This window comes from Chromobacterium haemolyticum DSM 19808, assembly GCF_000711885.1.
Taxonomy (GTDB): Bacteria; Pseudomonadota; Gammaproteobacteria; order Burkholderiales; family Chromobacteriaceae; genus Chromobacterium; species Chromobacterium haemolyticum.
Genome location: NZ_KL543997.1, coordinates 1 through 21,082 on the forward strand (window position 1 = coordinate 1; position 21,082 = coordinate 21,082).

Genomic DNA, 21,082 nt, shown 5'->3' on the forward strand with positions numbered 1-21,082 from the left:
TCACCCGTTCGCCACTCGTCAGCGGTGCAAGCACCCTGTTACCGTTCGACTTGCATGTGTAAAGCATGCCGCCAGCGTTCAATCTGAGCCAGGATCAAACTCTTCAGTTCAATTCCAAGCAAATTTTCTGGCACGCAAGATCAAAGAAACATCGAGACATTTCTCGTCTTGCAGTGCAAGTGTTTGGTCATCGACCGAGCACTTACACCTATCGGTTATTCGTTCTGTTAAAGATCGGTGCGGACCGCTGCGTTTCGTTTCCGTCGCTGCGTTGTCTGCTGAGGAGGCGAACTATACGTCACGACTCTGAACCCGTCAACACCTTTTTTGATAAAAACCGCCATTTCCGCAAGCAGCCTCAACAAACCGTTGATTTGTAAAGAATCGGTCATATCGGGCAGGAATGATTTATTCCGTGCGTCCTACCTGACCTCGCTTCAAGGGGGGAGCTCATATGCGTCAAAGCCCCGCAAACCGGGGCTTTGACTGAAATGAGCGCCGGTTTTCAGGCCGGCGCCCACGCCAAGATGGCTCAAAAGTTTTGCTCAGCTACGGTAGTCCGCATTGATTTTCACATAATCATAGGAGAAGTCGCAGGTCCAAACCGTAGCCTCCGCCGCGCCGCGTCCCAAGTTCACCCGCACCAGGATTTCCGGCTGGGCCATCACGCGCTGGCCGTCTTCTTCTTTATATAGAGGATTGCGCCCGCCGTTGACGGCGACCAGCACATCGTCCAGATACAGTTCCAGGCGATCGACATCCAGGTCCTGCACCCCAGCGTAGCCGATGGCGCACAGCAGACGCCCCAGGTTGGGATCGGAGGCGAAGAAAGCGGTTTTCACCAGCGGGGAGCGCGCGATGGCGTAAGCGACGTCCTTGCATTCTTCGAACGAGCGGCCACCCTCGACTTTGACCGTGATGAACTTGGTGGCGCCCTCTCCGTCGCGGACGATGGCCTGGGCCAATGCCGTGGCGACTTGAACCAGTTCCGCCTTTAACGCTTGGTAGGCTGCCTGCTGCGGGGAATCGATCAACGGCCCCCCGCTCTGACCGGTGGAGATCAGGATGAAGCTGTCGTTGGTGGAGGTGTCACCGTCCACCGAGATGCAGTTAAAGGAAACATCGGCCACTTCCTTCACCAATTGACGCAGCACCGGACGGGTTACCGCGGCGTCGGTGGCGATGAAACCCAGCATGGTGGCCATATTGGGGTGGATCATGCCGGCGCCTTTGGAGATGCCGGTGATGTTGACCGGGTGGCCCTCCAGCGTCAGGCGGGCGCTAACCGCTTTGGGCGCGGTGTCCGTTGTCATGATGGCGCGGGCGGCATCGGCCCAGTCCGCGCCTTGTCGTCCCGGCAGCGCCGCGGTGATCTTGTCTACCGGCAGCGGTTCCAGAATCACGCCGGTGGAGAAGGGCAGAATCTGTTCGGGTTGGCAGCCCAGCTCATCGGCCAGCGTCCGGCAGACTTGTAGCGCGTCGCTACGGCCTTGTTCGCCGGTGCCGGCGTTGGCGTTGCCTGTGTTGACGACCAGCGCGCGGATTTGCACACCGGCGTCCAGATGCTTTTTACAGATTTGCACCGGAGCGGCGCAAAAGCGGTTTTGGGTGAACACGCCGGCAACGGTGTTGCCCTTGTCCAGACGGATGACCAACACGTCGTTGCGGTCGGCTTTCTTGATGCCGGCGGCGGCGACGCTCAATTCCACGCCGGGAATGGGGAAGAGATGTTCGCCGCTGACGGGCTTGAGGTTTACTGCCATCTATCGCTCCAGATCAATCAATATTATTCGCATCGATTGTAGCGGATTTGTTCCGCCGGACTGGAAACTAAAACGGCAGACGGATCAGCCCGCCTCGGCCGCCGCCGCGTTCAATAATTCGAGCAGCGCCTCGCCGTAGCGCGCCAGTTTGAGCTCCCCCAACCCATAGACCTTGGCCAGGCCGGCACGCGAGGTCGGATGCTTTTCCACCAGGTCTCGCAAGGTGCGGTCGGAGAACACCGCGTAGGCCGGCACATTGTGTTCGTCCGCCATTTGTCGGCGCCAGCCGCGCAGCGCCTGCCACAGCCGTTCTTCGCGCTCGGTGCGCAGCCAGCGGTCGGCGCTGGCTGTGCTGCGCGACGCTTTGTCGTCGGCCACCGGCCGCAAATAGACTTTTTCCTGGCCTTTGAGCACGCTGCGGCATTCATCGCTCAACACCAGCGATTGGCCGCGGGCGATGTCGACATGCAAAAGCTTGCGCGCCACCAGTTGGCGAACGATGGAGCGCCAGACACGTTGGTTGTAATCTCGACCGATGCCGAAGGTGGATAGCTTATCGTGGCCGTAATGGCCAACGCTTTGATTGGCGCGGCCCAGCAGCACGTCGATCACGTGGCCGGCGGAAAAGCGCTGCTCCACCCGGTAAATGCAGGACAGCAGCTTTTGCACCGCCACGGTGGCGTCGAAGGTGATGGGCGGATGCAGGCAGTTGTCGCAATGGCCGCAAGGGCTGCTCTGTTCGCCGAAATGCGCCAGGATGTGCTGACGGCGGCAGGACGCGGCTTCGCAAAAGGCCAGCATGGCTTCGAGCTTGCCTAGCTCCACCTGCTTTTGCAGTTCGGCCATTTCCCCGCCCTCTATCATTTGCCGCAGCTGCACCACGTCGTTGAGTCCATAGCACAACCAACTGGCGGCGGGCAGCCCGTCGCGGCCGGCGCGGCCGGACTCCTGATAGAAGTTCTCCGGGCTCTTGGGCATGTCGATATGAGCGACGAAGCGCACGTCCGGCTTGTCGATGCCCATGCCGAAGGCAACGGTGGCCACCATGACCACGCCCTCGTCGCGCAGGAATTCGCGCTGATTCGCCTCACGCTGCTGATGGCTGAGGCCGGCGTGGTAGGGCAGCGCGTGAATGCCGTTGTCGCATAACCATTGCGCGGTGTCTTCCACGCGCTTGCGCGACAGGCAATAGACGATGCCGGCGCTGCCCGGGTATTCGTTGCGGATGAAATCAAGCAGTTGCTTCTTGGCGTTGTGCTTTTCCACCACTTGGTAGAACAAGTTGGGCCGATCGAAGCTGGACAGAAAAACGCGCGCATCCTGCAGCTTCAAGTAATCAATGATGTCCGCGCGGGTTTGTTCGTCGGCGGTGGCGGTCAGGGCAATGCGCGGCACTTGCGGGAAACGTTCGGCCAGGAAGCCCAATTGCTGGTATTCCGGACGGAAGTCATGGCCCCAGTGGCTGACGCAATGCGCTTCGTCGATGGCGAACAGGCTGATGTTCAGCTGAGATACGAACTCTTGGAAGCGCGGTGTCAGCAAACGTTCCGGCGCCACGTACAAGAGGTCCAGCGAGCCGGCCCGCGCCTGGCGCGCGATGTCGCGCGCTTCGTCCAGCGGGGTGGCGGAATTGAGGCAGGCCGCGGCCACGCCCTGTTCCACCAGAGTGGCCACTTGGTCCTGCATCAGCGCGATCAGCGGCGACACCACGATGGCGACGCCTGGACGCATCAGCGCGGGGATCTGGAAACAGAGGCTTTTGCCGCCGCCGGTGGGCATCAGCACCAGCGCGTGGCCGCCCTGGGCGACATGATCGACAATCTCCCCTTGCTGCCCGCGGAATTCGGGATAGCCGAAGATATTATTGAGTAGGGAGAGCGCGTCCTGCATAAGCCGTCTTCTTGCGAGAAGGGGACTATTGTACGGCAAGTGGCCGGCAGCGTCCTGTCTCGGGCGCAATGGGCAAAAAAAGGGCCGCTGGAGTGCAGCGGCCATAAAGTTGGATGGAGACAATGTGAAACGAAGAGGAAAAATGCTCTCGCACTACCATGGACCTGTGGGACACTCGCGAAGTTCCGTTTTTTACATTTATTTTTGGTGTTCTCTCGCAAAAAAATACTTACATGGCATTGAGGATTTTTTGCGGCGCGGCGCTGTCGAAGGCTTCCGGCAGCCAACCTCTGCCCGGCGCCGCTCGAACCGCACCGCGCGCCAGACTTGGAGCCTTTCTTCCGCTGTGCGACACTGACCGACGATTTCGTGGAGGCATCAATGCGTAATATTTGGCCCGTCCTGTTGGCGGCCGCAGTGATCAGCGGCTGCGCCAGCGCCCCTAGCAAAGCACCCAGCCCGTCGACCGTCGGCAAGCCTATTCAATCCGGCGCCAGCCCAGCCAACGCCGATTGGCAAAACCTGGGGGTGTCCCCCAACGGCAACATTCTGAACGAGCTGGACAAGTTGTCGGTCCGCAAACAGGGCCAGCTGGTCAGTTTCCGAGACCGTAAAACCATCTTCAACCTGAAGAAGGAAAACTTCCTGTCCACGCCGCGCCACAAGGTGTCGATCAATACTTGGCAGATAGACTGCTCGCAACGCACTTTCCGCCTGCTGGACATGGGGTTGTTCGATGAGAACGGCCGCCAGATCGCCAGCTTCACCTATAATGACGCTCAGATAAAACCTATGCCGGTGGTGCAGAATTCGGCCAGCTATCAACAAATGTTGCTGGTATGCAAGGGCGACCCAGGGTTCTGAACCCGATTCGCCCTACCCGCTCGCGCGCGGCGCGGCCCGGCCCCGCGTCGCGCCAAAAGGCGAGCGGGCCTCTTCTGCGTAGCGGCCCCGCCGCCCAACCGGCCCCATGCCTGGAGCACCCATGCAAGCGATTAGACGAGTGGTCTTCAATCAAAAAGGGGGGGTGGGCAAGTCCACCATTACCGTCAACCTGGCCGCCGTCGCCGCCAAGCAGGGAAAACGGGTGCTGTTGGTGGACCTGGACCCGCAAGGCAACGCCAGCCATTATCTGATGGGCTCCGCCGCTAGGGACGAGGCGCCGTCGCTGGCCGGCCTGTTCGAGCAGATGCTGAATATCTCCATGTTCAGCAAGGAGCCGTCTGACTTCGTCCGCGCCACGCCGCTGCCCGGGCTCAGCCTGCTGGCCTCGCACCCGGACCTTGCCGAGCTGATGGGCAAACTGGAGGCGCGCTACAAAATGTTCAAGCTCAAGGAAGCGCTGGACAGTTTGAGCGGCCAGTTCGACGAAATCTGGATCGACACTCCGCCGGCTTTAAACTTCTTCACCCGCTCGGCCTTGATCGCCGCGGACCGCTGCCTGATTCCCTTCGACTGCGATGCCTTTTCCCGCCAGGCCCTCTATAACCTGAAAGTGAACACCGAGGAAATTCGCGCCGACCACAACCCCGAGCTGTTCATTGAAGGCATCGTGGTCAACCAGTTCCAGGCCCGGGCCAGCTTGCCGGTGCGCCTGGTGGAGGAACTTAAGCAAGAAGGCCTGCCGGTGCTGTCCTCTCCGTTGTCTTCATCCGTGAAAATCCGGGAGTCACACGATGCGGCGCTTCCCATGGTGTACCTGGACCCACGCCACAAACTGTCGCGCGAGTTCGAGGCTCTTTACCAGGAGCTGGCGCAGGATGGACGGCGAACCTAAGCGCCCCGGATCGCCGTCTGCCGGCTTGCGCGGAGGCGGCTTTCCTTGAATCGCCTGAGCTCGCTGGTGATTAGCGGCCTGCTGAGCGTCGGCCTGCTATCCGCCGAATATTGGCTGATGATCAACGATGAACGCGCCGAGCTCATCGACCGTCAGCATTACTGGGGCGAGCTGAGCGCCGAATTGCTGCGCGTGCGAGTGCAAGCGATGCTGGACCACTCCGCCGTGCTGGCGCAAAGCCTGGCCAACAGCCCCCAGCCACGCTCTCTGGCCGTGCTCGCGCGCAGCACCATACGCGACGATACGCCGTTCGGCGGACTGGGCATCATCGAATATGTGCGCCCGGAGCAGCGCGAGGCGTTCGAGAGCCGCATCGCCAATAGTATTCGCGTGCTCCAGGACCGGCATCTGGCGCCCAGCCCGCGCCGTCCGCTGTACTATCCGATCTCCAGTTATCTGCCTGACGACAGCAACGCCTTGCCGCAAGGCCTGGACCTGGGCGGCGTCGGCAATGCCCGCCGCAAAATGGACCTGGCGCGCCACAGCACCCAACCGGTGCTGATGCCGACCACGCTGCCCGGCAGCAATGGCAGCCGTCTGGACATCGTGGTGCGGCTAAACGATGACAACACGCTGCTGCTGTTGAATCTGCGCAAGGACAAGCTGATTCAGGACAGCCAGCGCGAACCCGGCACCGCCAGCCCCTTGCGCCATGTGCGCATTGTCGCCTGGACCCAGGAGCAGCCCGACGCGCCCTTGCTGGACTCTCAGCCCACCCGGCCGTTGCCGTCCATGCCGCCCTTGTACACCATTCGCCACAACCTGGGCGGCAACGAGATCTTGTTCGGCGCTTATCCTCAAGGCGTGGCCAATCCCGGCATGCGTCTGACCCACTGGGCCATCCTGGCCACTACCGCCGGCTTTTTGCTGGCGATGTTCTGGTTCCAGCAACAACAGGCCCAATCCCGCCGCCGGATGCAGGATCAGCTCAAGCGCAGCCAGCAGCAGCTGGAAATGAATACGCGCACGCTGCGCGAGCAAATCAACGACAGGGTGATGTCCGAGCAAGCGCTGGCGCAGAGCGAGGCGCGCCAACGCGCCATTCTGCAGGCCAGTTCCGACGCCATCATTCTGATAGACCACCAAGGCCTGGTCTTGCAGATCAACCCGGCGGCGGTTCGCTTGATCGGCCAATCGGCGGACATGGTGCGCCAACTGCCGATAGGCAAACTGCTGGACGAGTTGTACGACCGCAATCCGGCGCGCAGCTTCGAACACATCGCCCAAGAGCATGAAGGCCGGCCCTTCGAAGCCAGCTTGCGCCGCAGCGACGAGCATCTGCTGCCGGTGGAGCTCTCGCTCAGCCGGGTCACCCTGCCGGACGATTGGTTCTACGTGGTGGTCTGCCGCGACATTTCCATCCGCAAGGAACAAGAAGCGGCGCTGATCGAGCTGAAAAACAGCCTGGCCGAGCAGGTGGAAGTGCAAAGCCGCCAGCTGTCCGCGCTGCTGGACGCCAGCCCGATGGCGATGGCCTACATCGTGGACCGCAACCTGCTCCAGGTGAACCGCGCCTTCCTCGACCTGTTCGAGCAGCGCGAGGAAGCCGTCCTGGGCCAAAGCACGATGCCCTTCTTCGAATCGCCGGAACAATGGGAGCGCACTGGCAAAGCGTTGTACAGCCTGCTCAACGACGGCAAGGTGGTGCAAACCGAACAAAGACTGCGCACCGGCACCGGCAAGCTGTTCTGGTGCCGGCTGTACGGCAAGGCCATCAACCCCTCGGTGCCCAAGCTCGGCACCATCTGGCTGTACCAGGATTTCTCCGCTCAGCGCGCACTGGAGGAAACCCTGCGCCACGCCAAAGTGCTGGCCGAGGAAAACAGCCGCGCCAAAACCGAATTCCTGGCCAATATGTCCCATGAGCTGCGCACGCCGCTACACGCCATCCTCGGTTTTACCGAGATGGGTCAGGCCCGCTCGCGCGGGCAGAACGACGACAAGATGGCGCAATATTTCAGCCGCATCCAGAGCAGCGGCAACCGGCTGCTGACGCTGCTCAACGATTTGCTTGACCTGGCCAAGATGGAAGTGGGCCGCATGGAATACACCATGAGCCGCAACAATCTGTGCCAATGCCTGCGCGATATCTGCGACGAAATGACGCCGCTGGCCGCGCTCAACGAGATCCGCATCGATCTGAACTGCACGCCAGAACCGCTGAACGCCGACATCGATCCCTTCCGTATCGGCCAAGTGATGCGCAACCTGCTGTCCAATGCCATCAAGTTCAGCCCCCGCGGCGGTGAAATCGGCGTCAACGCCTGCCTGCGCCAGGACGCCGACGGCGAGAACATTCTCGTCACCGTGGAAGACGCCGGCCCCGGCGTGCCGGAGTCCGAGCTGGAAAGCATTTTCGACAAATTCATCCAGAGCAGCAGCACCAAGACCGGCGCCGGCGGCACCGGCCTGGGGCTGGCCATTTGCCGCGAAATCATCACCGCTCACCATGGACGCATCTTCGCCAGCAATTTGCCGACGCACGGCGCGCTGTTCACCTTCATCATTCCGCGCACCCGGCCAGCCGGCGCCACGGAGGACACCAACCATGCCCCACAAACTACTACTCGTTGACGACGAACCCTTCAATCTGGAGCTGATGGCAGAGCTGCTGCAGGACGCCGGCCACGAAGTCGTCCAGGCGGAGGACGGCGAAACCGCGCTGGCCATCCTGCAACGCGAAGGCGAAACTTTCTCCACCGTTCTGCTGGACAAGATGATGCCCGGCATCAGCGGTTTCGATGTGCTCAGACGCATCAAAAGCGAGCCGCGGCTTGAGTTTTTGCCGGTCATCATGCAAACCGCCATGGAGGCGGCCTCAAGCGTGCAGGAAGGGCTGGCCGCAGGCGCCTTCTACTACCTGACCAAACCGTTTTCCCGTGACATGCTGCTCGCCATCGTCGAAGCGGCGATAGGCCACTGGGACCGCTACGCCCATTTCCGCGAGCTGGCCAACCTGCACGTCGATGCCTTGCGTCATCTGAACAAGGCCTCCTTCACCTGCCGCAGCCACAAGGAAGCCCAAACCATCACCGCCTTGTTGGCCAAAACCTGCGCCCATCCGGAGCGAGTGGCCACCGGTCTGTTCGAACTACTGGTCAACGCCATCGAGCACGGCAACCTGGACATCAGCTTCGACGAAAAAAGCCACTACATGGCCGAAGGGCAGTGGGAAGCCGAGCTGGCTCGCCGCATGCAGGACCCGGTGCTGGGACTGCGCCAGGTCTCCGTGGATTTCAGCCGCGAACCGGAACAGATGCGTTTCACTATCAGCGACATGGGCTCGGGCTTTGATTGGGAACGCTACCAGAACGCCGAACCCGCCTCGCTGATGTCCAGCCACGGTCGCGGCATCCTGATCGCGCGCAAACTCTCCTTTGACGGCTTGCACTACCAGGGGCAGGGCAATATCGTGGTGGCCCACGTCAACAGCGGGGAATGAGAATCGGCGCCATGCCTGCCGCGGCGTCCCCCATGTGTCCGCCAAGCTCTAGCTTCAAGGCGGCTCGCCGCAATCGCCGCGCTCGCGCCAATAACGGCGCTGGCTGTCGCGCAGGCAGCTCCACTCCACCCCGTCGCCGAACTCCAAAGTCAGCGCGCCGTCCAGATCGGTGCGCAACACAGCGATCCCAGCCTCCTCCACCCGTCTCAGCACCGACGGATGCGGATGGCGGTAACGGTTCAGGTACCCGGCGCTGATCAAGACCACTTCCGGCTGCGCCGCCGCCAACCAGGCGGCCCCGGTGGAGGTGCGGCTGCCATGGTGGCCGGCGGCCAACACCGTGCTGCGCAAGCGCAGCCCAGGCTGAGCGGCCAACATGCGCTCCACCGCCTCCGGCGCATCGCCGCTGAGCAAGAGCGCGTGTTTCATGCCGGCCACTCGCAAAATACAGCTCTGCGCGTTCTCGTCGTTGGCCGGCGCCGTGTCCGGTGGGCCCAGCACATCGAAACGCACCCCGTCCCATGCCCAGCTCTGTCCAGGACGGCAGCCCTCGCCGCTCAACCCCAGCTCCGGCAAGGACTCCGGCTGGCCGGCCAGCACTCGCCCCACCGGCAAGGCGGTAGCCAGCTCGGCAGCGGCGCCGTCGTGATCGCTATGGTGATGCGACAGCACCAGGCTATCCAATGCCTTGACGCCCAAACCGCGCAACTGTGGCAACAGGATTCTCTCTGCCCCGCCAAGTCCCGTATCGAACAACAAGTAACGGTTCCGGGTTTGCACCAGCACCGCCAGGCCCTGGCCTACATCCATCATGGTGGCGCGGAATTCCCCCTGTGCCGGCGGCGGGGGCTGATAAGCCAACATCGGCAGCAACATCAAAGCCGCCAACCCTCGTCCCGGCACGCCTCGCGGGGCGATCAGCCACACCGACCCAAGCAAGGCCAGCAAGAACAGCGGCAGCGGCGTTCCGGCCAAGGACATGGCCGGCGCTTGCGCCAACCACTCCACCCCCCAGTAAAAACCGCGCACCAGCCAAGCGGCCAAATGCAGCGGCCACTCCAACGGCAACAAGGCTGCGGCCAAAGCCAGCGGCGTCAGCAAGACCGACACATAGGGGATGCCCAAAGCGTTGGCCAGCGGCGACACCAGCGGAATGCCGCCGAACCACCAAGCCAGCGGCGCCAGCGTGCATACGCCCGCCGCCCACTGTCCCGCCAACGCCGCCCGCCATTTGCCCGGCGCGCGGCGTCTGGCAACGGAACTGGCCATCAAGGCGGCTACCAGGCCGAAAGACAGCCAGACGCCAGGCGCCAGCACGCAGAAAGGATCCATCAGCAAGACCACCGCCAAGGCCAGCCACCAGATGCGAAACGGCGACAAGCCGCGCCGCAGGCACAGAGAGGCCAGTCCGACGCCCAACATGAACAGCGTGCGCTGGGTCGGCACCGAAAAACCAGCCAGCAAGGCATAGGCCGCCGCCGTCAGAAAAGCCCCGCCGGCGATCAGCAAGCGCGGCGGAAAGCCTAAGACCGGCAGCCTTCGCGACAACCAGGCCAGCGCCGTCGCCGCCAAACCCGCCAGCATGGTGATGTGCAGGCCGGAGATCGAAACCAGATGAGTCAGGCCGGTGGCGGCGAACAAGCCCCAATCCTCTCGCGCCACACGCTGCTGGGCACCCACCGTCAACGCGGCGATCAGGGCCGCTTCGCGCGACTCGCCCAACACCCGCTCTATGCGCGCCACCAGAGCGGCGCGCGCGCGATCCACCCAGGCCAGAGGCGCTCGGCTGTCCTCCAGCCGGCGCTCGCCCGGTCTCAACGAACCGCTGGCTAACACGCCTTCCGACCACTGCCATTGTTCAACGTCGAAACCGAATGGATTGGCCGTGCCGCGGCTGCGCTTGAAGCGCGCTTCCGCCCGCCAGCGGCTGCCTGTTGGCCAATCGCGCTGAAGAAAATCCGTAAGCCGCACGGTTTGCGGCAGCTTGACGCCCGGTGTCAGCGTGCGCTCCACCTCCATGATCAGCCGCGTCCCATACTCCCCGGCCTGCGGCAGGCCGCGCACCTCGCCGACGAAAACGATGGACCGCTGCTGCCAATCGGCCGGCAGTTGCTGCGCCATGCGGTAGTCGGCGCGCCAGGCAGCATAGCCTAGCCCCAGCAGGAAGGCGGGAATCAGGGCGGCCCAAGGCCGCGCCCGCAACGGCAGGCAAGCCGCCAGCGCCGCAGCGCCCACAGCCAGGCCCAAGCACCCCGTCGCAGCGGGCAAGGCCGGCAAGGCGGCGCAAATAGCAATGCCGCATAGCAGTGCGATCAAGACAAGCATGCCGGCATCTTAGACAGCGATGCCGCGCCATCGCAATCTATTAAACACATTCACTAAACCACTAGCCAACCATCATGCTATATGTATTTTTTTCACGCCAAAACCCCACTCGTAGCAGATAAATATCAAAAAAATAAGCAGTGTAAATGCGTATTGCATTAACAGGGCGCTGGGCTACACCTAGGACAAGCGCTTTCAAAAACGCCCGGTCGCCGCGAAGCCCCGCTTGGCTCCAAGCGGTCTCAAGCGCGGCAGCCGGCTTCACTTTGAAACACGGTTTTCCCATCTGGCAACCGCCAGGCGGATCACTCGCAGGAGGAACACATGGACGCATACATGGGCACTATTACGGTCTACGGCTTCAATTACGCGCCGCAAGACTGGGCGCTGTGCCAGGGCCAGACCTATCAGGTATCGCAGTACGAAGCCTTGTACTCGCTGCTGGGCACGCTCTACGGCGGCACCGCGTCGCAAAACTTCAAGCTGCCCAACCTGACCGGCCGCATGGCCATTGGCACCGGTCCCGCCCAGCCCGCCTATAATCTGCCTGCCTACAACCCCGGCCAGTTCGGCGGCACCCAAAACGTGGCGCTCAGCGTGGCCAACTTGCCGGCTCACTCCCATACCGCCACCTCCATGGCAGTAACCTTCCACGCCGCCGGCACGCCGACGCCGGCCACCCCGGCCAGCGCGCCCAGCGCCAGCAACCCCTACCTGGGCGCTTCCGGCGCCGGCACCGGCTTGGCCACCATCTGGTCCACGGCGCTCAACAATCCAGTTTCGGTGCAGGGCTTGTCCGCCACCGGCAATACCGATCTGACCGGCGGCAACGCTCCGGTCAGCGTGCTCAACCCCTTCCTGGCGCTGAATTTCTGTATCGCCATCAACGGCCTGTATCCGGTTCGTCCATAATCACAATACGCGGCGTTGCGCCGCTTCCGGCCGCCTCTCCGCGCAGGGGCGGCGGCCTTTGTCTTCAGGGGGATCTCGCCATGCTCGCCACCGTCCAAGCCGAAGATTTCATGCATCTACTCGGCAAACACTGCATCTTCCGCAACCCGCAACATCCCGATATTTCGCTACAGGTGCAGGCCGTGAAGCTACGGCCGCAGGCTCAATCGCCGCACCAGACCGCGCGGCGCACGCCTTTTGTGGTGGAACTGGCCGCCGAAGGCGCCACCAACCTAGAGGACGCAGTGGGTCAACTGGAGCTGCCCGCCACCGAACACAGCGACGCCATCCGCCTGGATCTGGTATGGATAGGCCGGGTGATTCCCGCCGGACGCGACCCGGCGCTGGCCTACTTCCAGCTGCCTTTCAACTGAGCAGCCGCTTCAAGGCGCGCGCGATCAAGATCGTAAACAGGCTCTAAGCCGGCCCGCCGGGAGTGGCCGCTCCCGTCAGGCCGCCGACGCTACAACCCGACCCGAACCTCGCCCCGCGGCGAGTGGCGCTCGGGCCGCCACACCAGCTTGTCCGCCATGTCGCCGGCTTCTTCCAGCACAAAACCCAATTGGTGATAGAGCCGGCGCGCTTGCACATTGCTGTGCCAAACCACGACCGCCAGCGACGCGCGCACTTGCCAGGCCGCCTGCTGCAAGCCCATCAGCACTTCCTTGCCGTAACCCAGACCGCGCGCTTCCGGCACCATGGCCAGGAAGATGATGCGCACTTCGTTATGGCCAAAATCCACCATCACCACGCCGACGCTAGTCCCGGTTTTTTCGATGACGAAGTGCATCGCATCCGGATAGTTGTCGCCTGCGCCGCGTTGCAGCACCTGGTATTGCTGTTCCTGTACGGTGCGGATCAGTTCCTCCTCTCCGTCTATCAGTTGCAGGTCCGGGCGCGCGCTGCGGTAGAGACTGGCAATGAAGGCCTCGTCGAGATGCCGCGCCGGGCGTAGATGCAAGCCTTCGGCCAGCGAGGAAGTGTTCAAGAATGAGGACATGATGAACGGCTCCTTTCCAAAACCTGTTGCGGGACGCGCCGGCGGCGCGCCCGTTTCGTTCTACGCGCCAGCGCGCGCAAGATCTTGCAAATCAGGCGAAAACGGCTGAGAAAGCGGAGTGCGCGCACGGTGCATGAGCATTTTGAGCTCATTTTTAACGCCGTCTCGCCGAAGCGCAGCAGGCTTTGAGCTGGTTCTTACAACCCCGCTTCCCGGCGAAACACCGCCAGCAACTGACGCGCCCCGCGTTCCAGCAAGCTGTAACGCTCGCCTTGCAGCCTCGCTACGCCGGCCAGTTCCCGCAGCGGCGCGCCGCGGCGGTCGCAGCGCTCCAGGCGCACGCGGAAGGTGGCCGCCAGCGGCACCAGGCCGCGGTCCCGTTGCTCGGTGGGAACCGGCCCGCCATAGGTAGAGGCCAGCAAGGGCTGATCCAGCAAGGGCAGATTAAGCCTGTCGATCTGGCCCAGCCTGCATTCCACGCTCCAAAACTCCCCGCCGTCGGCGACGAAGCGAGCAACATGCCCCGGCTTGAGTCCGTTCAGCGCCGCCTCCTCGACAAAGGCTTCTCCCTTGACCCCGTCGGGTCCCACCACGTCCAGCAGGTGCTCTCCCTCGGCCAGCGCGGTGCCGGCGCGCAGCGCGTCGCTGACGTCCACGACCCGACCGGCGAAAGGCGCCGCCAGGGTGAGCCTGGCCATTTGCTGGCGCAAAGCGGCCACTTGTTCCTGCGCCACCTGCCATTGCTTGCGCAAGGCGGGGCCACGCTGTTGCAGCTCCAGGTTGAACGGTTGCTGCGCGGTCTGCCAGGCCAGATCTCGCTCGCGGGCGCCGGCCAGCGCCAGTTGCGCCTCCAGCATCGGCGAGCTGAGCCTGGCCATGACCTGCCCCGCCTTGACCAGTTGGCCGTCGCGCACCAACACTTCGGCCACTTCGCCTGCCGCCGGCGCGTACAAACCCTGGGACTGCAAGGCGCCCAGCACCGCCGGGCTGGCCACCTCGCGCTGCCACGGCAGAATCAGCGCCAGTGTCAGGACTAGCAAGGCAGCGGCGCTGCGGCGGGTTTCGCGGCCCCAGTACAGATCGGTTCGGCGCTGCCACCACACCATCAGTTCACCCACCACCGGGCGGGCGATGAACCATCCCAGTTCCACCGCCAGCAACAGCATGCCCAAGGCCTTGAAGAACAAGTGATAGACCAGGAAGGCGATGGAAAGAAACAACACCAGCCGGTACAGCCAAGTGGCCCACGCGAACAGAATCAGCCCGCGTCGGCGCGCGGCCGGGAAGTGCTCCGGCACCGGGTCGTCCAGCCCCAACAGCGTTTTGCGCAACTGCCAGCGCGCCAGCGCGAAAGCGCGGTTATGCAGGTTGGGCAGGCCAAGATAGTCCGCCAGCAAAAAATAACCGTCAAAGCGCATGAAGGGGCTGGCGTTGATCGCCAACGTCGCCAGCCAAGTGGTGGTGGCCAACAGGAAAACCCCCGCTCGCAATGGGCCGTCCGGCAAGAAGCTCCATAACAAGGTGGCCCAAGCGGCCAGAACCAGCTCCGCCAGCATGCCGGCGCCGCCGATCAGCAGCCGTTGACGGCGCGAGTTCAGCTTCCACGCGTCGTTGGTGTCGGTGTAGAGCACCGGCATCATCACCAAAAACGCCACCCCCATGGCCGGCACCCGGCAACCGAAGTGGCGCGCGGTCAGCGCATGCCCCATTTCATGCAGGATTTTGGCCAGGCTCAGCGACAAGCCGATGCCAATGGCGGCGCTGACCCCGCCATAGGCGGAAAAAGTATGGGTGAACTCGTCCCAGCGCCGGGATACCAACGCCAACGCCAGCAGCAGCACCGCTCCCATCGCCAGCCAGAAACGCGGATGGAACAGCCAGCCGGTCCACGGCAGCAGGCGATTGAGCAGGGCCTCCGGCCTCAACAGCGGCACCCGGAAGAACAAATAGTTTTTCAACAGCCACATCGCGCGGCTGGGGCGGTTGGCCTCGCGCAACTGCCACAGCCAGCCGTTCTGCTCGACGCTGGCGGCCTGCAGCAGTTGATGGCGGGACAAGAACAACAGCACAGCTTCAATGTCTTCAGCGCCAAGTTGCAGCGTGGTTTCGGCATTGACGGCTTGCAGCACCGCCTCGGCGGTGCCCAGCCGCCAGCGCGACAGGATTTCGAAACTGGCCCAGCCCAGTTGATAAAAGCGGTGGGCACAGGGATCGTGCAAGGTCCAACTGGGCGCGCCGTCGGCCAGCACCGGGCCGGGATGCAGCGTCAGCTCCTGACGCAGCGCGGGCAAGGCGGGAGATGGCATGCTCACCACCCCAGCCATTGCCGCGCGGCGGTCAGCGGCCTGCGCAAAGCGTAATAAATCAGCGGCACCCAGTCGCCGTAGACACGGGCGGTGCCCATCTGCCCCAACCGCGGCTTGTCGCCGTCAACGAAGCGGGCTTGCAGCCGGTAGGCAAGCAGGCCGCCCTCCACCGCCTCGGCCTTATAAGCGACGCGGGTGATTTCGGCGTCATAGGACTCGGTGGGCGAGGCATTGGGGTAGAGGGTGATCTTGCCGCCGGGGGCCACGTCTATGGCCTCCGCCGCCGGCAGCCAGGCGGCCAGTTCCACATGGGTGGGGTCCGCCAGGGTCATCACTTTTTCACCTACCGTCACCGCCTTGCCCTGCCAGTCGTTGCGATCGGAAAACACCACTACGCCGGCGCTGGGCGCGGTGACGTGCAATCTTTGCAGCTCCAGGCCGGTGTATTCGGCGGCGATGCTTTTTTCTTCGAGCTTGGCGCGGTCCTGCGCCATGGCCAGCTTGCCCTTGTCGTCGGTGACCGCCAGTTGGGCGCTGGCCCGAAAGCTTTCCTGCGCGGCGTCTCGCTCGCGCGCGGCCATTGCGAACTGACCGGCCAGCGAGGTGGCGTCCAGATCAAACAAGGGATCGCCGGCTTTGACGCGCTGATTGGGTTGCACCTGAATGCGGTCTATCACCCCGCTGAGAGGCGCGCGCAGCAGCACCGGGTTTTGCGGCGTCACCTCTCCGCGCGCCAACACGCTGAGGCGTATCGGCATGCAGGCCAGCAACAACGCCGCGATGAGCAATCTCCTCTGCTTGCGGCCGGGCCTCAGCCATTGCCCCGCCAGCTCCCGCCAGTTGCGTCTGGGCGCGAAGCGCAGCAGCGCATGGCCATAGCCATGAGCCAACTCTTCCGCCAGCTTGCGCTCGTAATCGCTCCACGGCATTTCCCGCGCCAGCAGCCAGGCGCCCTGCTCGCCCAGGGGCAGCCACAGCGCGTGGGCCGGTAGCCAGGAAGACCAATCTTCGGCCAGCGCCGTCGGCAGGTCGCCGGCTTCGAGCAAGCGGCTGTCCTGTCCGGCTTCCTGCCCGCCGACCTCCGCCAAATGGCGGAAGACGCGGGACAGCCATTGCATGTAAGGCGCGGTGGGGTCCAGCTCCGCCAGGCCGGACAATGCGGTCACATGGCGATGCAGGCCCTCGCGCCATACCGCCGCCTGGCGGTATGGCAGCAATTGCTGGCTTTCGTTGACGATGATGAAACCCAGCTGCTCTGCGCTGACCGCGTCGCGCGCGCGATGCAGCAACTGCAGCAGGCCGGCCAGTTCCCGGCTTCTATCGGCGTGCCCCATGCACCGCCTACTTGAAGCTGGCCCAGCCGCTCATCCCCGGCAACAGGCTGGCGCCGTTGCCCTCGATGACGCCCACCGCGAGGATGGACTGGCTGACCGGGTCTATCTGCGCGCCCAGGCGTTCTATCCTGGCCGGGAAGCTGGCGCCCAACTCGTCCACCGCCACGGTGAACTTGCTGCCGGGCTTGAGCTTGGCCAGCCATTTGGACGGCACCAGCATGCGTAGTTCCAGCGAGCCGGAATCGACGATGTCCAACACCGGATTGCCCGGGCTGACGTATTGGTGCACGGCGGCGATGCGGCGCGCCACGCGGCCGTTGAACGGCGCGCTGATCACGCATTTGCCTACGATGGTCTGCATATAGCTGGCGTCCGCGGCCGCTTCCTTGGCTTTGCCCTGGGCCTGGGCCACGTCCAAAGCGCCGGCGGAATTGAGTTTGGCCAGTTGGTTGTTCACCTTGAGCAACTGGCTGGCGGCCTCCAGCGAGGCCTGGGATTTGCGCAGCTGGGCGCGATAACTGCCGCAGTCGAATTGCACCAAAGCCTGGCCCTTGCTGAAGCTGGCGCCCTCAGGCACCGGCAAGGCCGCGATTTTGGCCGCCACCTCGCCGGAGAGGGTCACGGCGTTGCGCGCCATCAACTGCACGCGGATGCGGCCGTCGCTGGCGTTGGTCACCGGCGCCGGCAACGGTTTGGCCGGCGGCGTCGCCGCCTGAGCCCAGCCGGCCGCCAGCAGGCAAACCGCGGTCCGAAATACCGTCAACTTCATGGCTTGCTCCCCGCCACCTGCCCCTGCCAACGCGTTTCCGCGCCTTTGAAGGCGGCGGACAAAGCCGGCAGATCATAGCTGGCGGTGCTTTCCGGCAGCGGATCCATCCCCAGGCTGGAGCCCATCTGGCCGTAGGCGTTTTGTAGATCGCCGTAGCTTTGGTACAAGCGCAGCGTGGAGAATACCGCGTTGGCGTCGGCCAGGATCGCCGGCAGGCGGCCCTGCACGCCGCTATCGGTGGCGTTGCGGTTCTGCACGTAGATGCGTTGTTCCACGTCGTTGAGCTCTTGCTCCAGCGAGAACTGGCGTGAACGGCCCTTGAGGTCCAGATAAGCCACGTGCACCTGGGTCAACACCGCCATGTTCAGCGCCATGCGCTGGGTCTTGGCCACTTGCAGCTGGGCGTCGGCGGCTTTGGTGATCGGCCCGGCGCTGAACAGATTGAGCAGGTTCCAGCTGATGCGCAGGCCGGCGTCGCTCCAAGAGTTGTTGACCAGGAATTTATTGCTGTCGTAGTTCTGTCCGATGCTGAATTCCAGGCCCGGCAGCAGTTTGGCGATGGCCTTGCGGGTTTCGGTGACGCCGATGCGCTCGTTGTAACGCGCCTCGTTCAATTCCGGTCGGTTCAGCAGGGCCATTTCCTCCATCTGCTCCAGGTTCAGCCCCAAGGTCGGCGTGGGCAGCCCTTCCGGCACCGCCACCTTGAAATCGGTGCCAGGGGGCACGTTCATGATGGCGGCCAGCTTGGGTTTGGCCTGGGCCAGCGCGTTGCGGATCATGCCCATCTGACGGATCACGTCCAGCAGTTGGCGGCGGTAGTTCAGCGCTTCCAGCGGCGCGCGCAGCTTCTGCCTCTCCACCTGTCTCGCGTCTTCCAACGCGCGGTTGGTTTCGGCCAGCAGCGAATCGATGCGGCTCTCCAGCTGTTGCGCGCCCACTGCCTGCCACCAGGCTTCACGCACTTGCTGCATCAATTGCTGCGCCACTTTGCGCTTGCGCTGCTGCAGGATCAGCATGCGGTCGGACTGCTGCTGCGCGGTGTAGTAGCTGACGCCGAAGTCCAGCACGTTCCAGCTCAAGTTGAGGTCCGCGGTATGGCTGCGCTTCTCCGAGGAGATGGACGGCACCAGCGATTGCTCGCCGGTGGCGACGTTCTGCGACGAGGAGGCGTTGTCCTTGTTGCGCGCGGTGTAGCCGGCGGCCAGCGCCAGCTTGGGCAGCATGTCCAGGCTGGACAGGTCCAGCTGGCGCTGCGCCATCGCCTCTTCCATCAACTTGACCCGGTAATCCAGGTTGTACTTCAACGCGCGCGCCATCGCCTCTTGCAAGGTTACCGGCCCGGCCAGCGGCTCCTGGCTGCCGAACATGGCCTGGCGGTCCGCCGCCAGCGTGGCTTGGCGATCTCCCAGGCTCATCGGCGTGGGCGTGACCGCGCAACCGGTCAAAGCCAACGCGGTCAGCGCGGCCAGCGTTCGAAGAACGCCGAGGCCGGCCCCTCCCCCCTGTGTTTGTTGCTTCATATCGTCCCCTGCGCGTTTGTTTGTTTAGTGAAGTTATGGATGAAACCCGCGGTCAAACCACGTCCTCCGCCTGCAGCCATTCGGCGATCTGCTGGTCGAACGCGGGTCTGCCGTGCTGGCGGAATTGCTCATGCAAAGCCGGCTTGCCAGCCGCCGCGACCTTCTCCGTTGCCGTTGCCGCGGCCGCCCGTTCGCCCGCGCCGGTTTTCAACTGCATATGCGTAACGCCGCGATGGCCGTTTTGGTCGCTGACCGTCACTTCCAAAGACAGGGATCGGTTCCAGCCCGCCGGCGGCGTGCCGCTGAAACGGCCGGTCTGAGGATCGAACTTCAGCCAGGTCGGCAGCGGCTGACCATTGCTCTGACGCACCTGAATATTCAGCACCGCGTCCGGGTTGCGGGTAATCACGGTGCCGGGAGGCAGGCTGAAGTTGAAGCCCTGCCCGGCCACCAGCGGCCTTACGCCCAGATCCGGCATTACTTGCAGCGGCGCGCCCGAGGTGCCGCCCAGATTGGAAACAAAGGGCAGACCGGCGTTGCCGCGTCCAAACGGCTCGCTGGGCGTCGGGGCGAAACGGTCCTGACCAAAGGAAACCTGGACGGGATTGCTCGTCAGAGGCCCGACAGGGCCTTGCGGCGTCTGCGCGGGGCCGTTGCCCACGCCGCTCACCGCGGCCAGCACGATATTGGGCGTAATGGGCGCGATGTTGATGACCGGCGCCGTGTTGGGCTGCGGCGTCGCTTCCGCCGGCTGCAGCGGCGGCAGCACCACCGTGGTGGCGGAGCTCAATTGATAGGCTGGAGCCACCGTCTGCTGCTGGGTCACATTGCCGGCCAGATCAGCCGCCGCGCCGGACTTGAGCGCCAGCGCCACTGAGCCTACGCCGCCCACCCCGGTCAACTGCACCACATAGTGGCTATCGCTGATGCGGATGATATTGCCGATGCTGGCGCGAGCGCCGCCGCTGGTGATCACGCTCAGATCGCTGGCATTCAGGCCAACAATGGGTTTGTTCAGCACCAGGTCGTAGCGCAGGCTGCTGGCGGAGCTGGAAACCGGGTCCAACTGGGTGAAGGACTGCGGCGCCGGCGCGGCGGTATCCACGGTGAACGTGAACGACGCCGACTGCGCGCTGATGTTGCCGGCCACGTCGGTAGCCGTGGCGCGCACGCTATGGTTGCCGTCCGCCAACGCCTGACTCAGATTAAACAACCAGACGCCGCTGCCGTCGGCGGTGGCAGTGCCTACCTGCACGCCGTCGATAAACACAGCCACCTTGCTGCCAGCCTCGGCCAAGCCAGTGACACTGGGGCGGTTGACGTTGGTGATGCCGTCCCGGTTGCTGGAGCCGGAGTCCGTGGCCTGGGTCAGACCAGTATTCGCCGGGCGGTTCGGCGCGGTGGTGTCCACCGTGATGACGTAGGTCGTCGATTGACCGCTGGCGTTGCCCGCCAAATCGGTGGCGGTGGTGCGGATGCTGTGATTGCCATCCGTCAGAGCGCTGCTCAGGTTGTAGCTCCATACCCCGCTGCCGTCCGCCGTCGCCGTGCCCACCGCCGTGCCGTCCACATAGACCGTCACCGTGCTATTGGCTTCCGCCGTGCCGGTAATCGTCGGCTGGTTGTTGCCGGTGATGCCGTCGCTGTGGCTGGACCCGGTATCAGTCGCGCTGCTCAGGCCAACGCCGCTAGGCGCGGCAGGCGCACTGGTGTCCACTGTGATGCTGCGCGAGGTGGACTGGCCGCTGGCATTGCCGGCCAGGTCGGTGGCGGTGGCGCGGATACTGTGATTGCCGTCGCTCAGCGGCGTGGCAATGTTAAAGTTCCAGGTCCCGCTCCCATCCGCCGTCGCCGTGCCCACCGCCGTGCCATCCACGTACACCGTCACCGTGCTATTGGCCTCCGCCGTGCCGGTGACCGTGGGCTGGTTGTTGCCGGTGATGCC

Annotated in this window: 16 protein-coding genes and 1 rRNA gene; 7 read left to right on the forward strand and 10 right to left on the reverse strand. The window is 63.8% G+C overall.

The genetic code is table 11. The annotated features are described in order from the left end of the window. The 3 genes from BR71_RS22210 to recQ form a co-directional block, all read right to left on the reverse strand. A 16S ribosomal RNA gene (locus BR71_RS22210) occupies positions 1–110 on the reverse strand; the annotation flags it as partial. A 435-nt stretch (positions 111–545) separates the two neighbouring features. Further along, a complete protein-coding gene (gene argJ, locus BR71_RS22215; protein WP_043642318.1) occupies positions 546–1,763 on the reverse strand; it encodes a bifunctional glutamate N-acetyltransferase/amino-acid acetyltransferase ArgJ in 1,218 nt (405 codons plus the stop codon). Between the two features lie 84 nt (positions 1,764–1,847). Next, a complete protein-coding gene (recQ, locus tag BR71_RS22220; protein ID WP_043642320.1) occupies positions 1,848–3,653 on the reverse strand; it encodes a DNA helicase RecQ in 1,806 nt (601 codons plus the stop codon). A gap of 158 nt (positions 3,654–3,811) precedes the next feature. Between recQ and BR71_RS24425 the strand changes: the two genes are divergently transcribed. The 5 genes from BR71_RS24425 to BR71_RS22240 all read left to right on the forward strand — a co-directional run bounded on the left by BR71_RS24425 (position 3,812) and on the right by BR71_RS22240 (position 8,932). Continuing rightward, on the forward strand, positions 3,812–4,042 hold the full coding sequence (locus BR71_RS24425) for a hypothetical protein (protein ID WP_156039085.1): 231 nt from the start codon (positions 3,812–3,814) through the stop codon (positions 4,040–4,042). Further along, entirely contained in the window at positions 4,035–4,517 is a 483-nt protein-coding gene (locus BR71_RS22225; RefSeq protein ID WP_043642322.1) for a surface-adhesin E family protein, read from the forward strand. The genes BR71_RS24425 and BR71_RS22225 overlap by 8 nt, the downstream gene beginning before the upstream one ends. Positions 4,518–4,638: 121 nt before the next feature. Next, complete coding sequence (locus BR71_RS22230) at positions 4,639–5,430, forward strand: ParA family protein (protein WP_081862788.1); 792 nt, start codon at positions 4,639–4,641, stop codon at positions 5,428–5,430. A 45-nt stretch (positions 5,431–5,475) separates the two neighbouring features. Next, the gene (locus tag BR71_RS22235) at positions 5,476–8,064 is read left to right on the forward strand and encodes a sensor histidine kinase (RefSeq protein WP_052371015.1); all 2,589 of its coding nucleotides are present in this window, start codon (positions 5,476–5,478) and stop codon (positions 8,062–8,064) included. After that, a complete protein-coding gene (locus tag BR71_RS22240; protein WP_043642324.1) occupies positions 8,039–8,932 on the forward strand; it encodes an ATP-binding response regulator in 894 nt (297 codons plus the stop codon). The genes BR71_RS22235 and BR71_RS22240 overlap by 26 nt, the downstream gene beginning before the upstream one ends. 54 nt (positions 8,933–8,986) lie before the next feature. Here the strand turns inward: BR71_RS22240 and BR71_RS22245 are convergent, their stop codons facing one another. Continuing rightward, positions 8,987–11,257 (reverse strand): DNA internalization-related competence protein ComEC/Rec2, encoded by a 2,271-nt coding sequence (locus tag BR71_RS22245; RefSeq protein WP_043642326.1) that lies wholly within the window; start codon positions 11,255–11,257, stop codon positions 8,987–8,989. 324 nt (positions 11,258–11,581) lie between these two features. Between BR71_RS22245 and BR71_RS22250 the strand changes: the two genes are divergently transcribed. Next, positions 11,582–12,169: a phage tail protein gene (locus BR71_RS22250; protein WP_019104296.1), complete on the forward strand. Its 588-nt coding sequence runs from the start codon at positions 11,582–11,584 to the stop codon at positions 12,167–12,169. An 80-nt stretch (positions 12,170–12,249) separates the two neighbouring features. Then, a complete protein-coding gene (locus BR71_RS22255; RefSeq protein ID WP_043642328.1) occupies positions 12,250–12,582 on the forward strand; it encodes a hypothetical protein in 333 nt (110 codons plus the stop codon). 89 nt (positions 12,583–12,671) lie between these two features. Here BR71_RS22255 and BR71_RS22260 read toward each other — a convergent pair whose 3' ends face one another. From BR71_RS22260 to BR71_RS24545, 6 genes are all read right to left on the reverse strand, one after another. Further along, positions 12,672–13,208: a GNAT family N-acetyltransferase gene (locus tag BR71_RS22260; protein ID WP_043642330.1), complete on the reverse strand. Its 537-nt coding sequence runs from the start codon at positions 13,206–13,208 to the stop codon at positions 12,672–12,674. A gap of 197 nt (positions 13,209–13,405) precedes the next feature. Continuing rightward, on the reverse strand, positions 13,406–15,514 hold the full coding sequence (locus BR71_RS22265) for a site-2 protease family protein (RefSeq protein ID WP_244269683.1): 2,109 nt from the start codon (positions 15,512–15,514) through the stop codon (positions 13,406–13,408). A gap of 2 nt (positions 15,515–15,516) precedes the next feature. Next, on the reverse strand, positions 15,517–16,848 hold the full coding sequence (locus tag BR71_RS22270) for an efflux RND transporter periplasmic adaptor subunit (protein ID WP_043642332.1): 1,332 nt from the start codon (positions 16,846–16,848) through the stop codon (positions 15,517–15,519). Positions 16,849–16,855: 7 nt separating this feature from the next. After that, positions 16,856–17,617, reverse strand: coding sequence for an efflux RND transporter periplasmic adaptor subunit (locus tag BR71_RS22275; protein ID WP_043642334.1), 762 nt, complete (start codon positions 17,615–17,617; stop codon positions 16,856–16,858). Further along, positions 17,614–19,137, reverse strand: a complete 1,524-nt coding sequence (locus tag BR71_RS22280) for a TolC family protein (RefSeq protein ID WP_052371017.1) — start codon at positions 19,135–19,137, stop codon at positions 17,614–17,616. The genes BR71_RS22275 and BR71_RS22280 overlap by 4 nt, the downstream gene beginning before the upstream one ends. 52 nt (positions 19,138–19,189) lie before the next feature. Beyond that, the coding region (locus tag BR71_RS24545; protein WP_043642336.1) for an Ig-like domain-containing protein at positions 19,190–21,082 on the reverse strand (1,893 nt) is incomplete at its 5' end.

Bases quoted from the DNA above. Each gene is read 5' to 3' on its own strand.
- argJ (WP_043642318.1), bottom strand. From the start codon at position 1,763: ATGGCAGTAAACCTCAAGCCCGTCAGCGGCGAACATCTCTTCCCCATT.
- recQ (WP_043642320.1), bottom strand. From the start codon at position 3,653: ATGCAGGACGCGCTCTCCCTACTCAATAATATCTTCGGCTATCCCGAA.
- BR71_RS24425 (WP_156039085.1), top strand. From the start codon at position 3,812: ATGGACCTGTGGGACACTCGCGAAGTTCCGTTTTTTACATTTATTTTT.
- BR71_RS22225 (WP_043642322.1), top strand. From the start codon at position 4,035: ATGCGTAATATTTGGCCCGTCCTGTTGGCGGCCGCAGTGATCAGCGGC.
- BR71_RS22230 (WP_081862788.1), top strand. From the start codon at position 4,639: ATGCAAGCGATTAGACGAGTGGTCTTCAATCAAAAAGGGGGGGTGGGC.
- BR71_RS22240 (WP_043642324.1), top strand. From the start codon at position 8,039: ATGCCCCACAAACTACTACTCGTTGACGACGAACCCTTCAATCTGGAG.
- BR71_RS22245 (WP_043642326.1), bottom strand. From the start codon at position 11,257: ATGCTTGTCTTGATCGCACTGCTATGCGGCATTGCTATTTGCGCCGCC.
- BR71_RS22250 (WP_019104296.1), top strand. From the start codon at position 11,582: ATGGACGCATACATGGGCACTATTACGGTCTACGGCTTCAATTACGCG.
- BR71_RS22255 (WP_043642328.1), top strand. From the start codon at position 12,250: ATGCTCGCCACCGTCCAAGCCGAAGATTTCATGCATCTACTCGGCAAA.
- BR71_RS22260 (WP_043642330.1), bottom strand. From the start codon at position 13,208: ATGTCCTCATTCTTGAACACTTCCTCGCTGGCCGAAGGCTTGCATCTA.
- BR71_RS22265 (WP_244269683.1), bottom strand. From the start codon at position 15,514: ATGCCATCTCCCGCCTTGCCCGCGCTGCGTCAGGAGCTGACGCTGCAT.
- BR71_RS22270 (WP_043642332.1), bottom strand. From the start codon at position 16,848: ATGGGGCACGCCGATAGAAGCCGGGAACTGGCCGGCCTGCTGCAGTTG.
- BR71_RS22275 (WP_043642334.1), bottom strand. From the start codon at position 17,617: ATGAAGTTGACGGTATTTCGGACCGCGGTTTGCCTGCTGGCGGCCGGC.
- BR71_RS22280 (WP_052371017.1), bottom strand. From the start codon at position 19,137: ATGAAGCAACAAACACAGGGGGGAGGGGCCGGCCTCGGCGTTCTTCGA.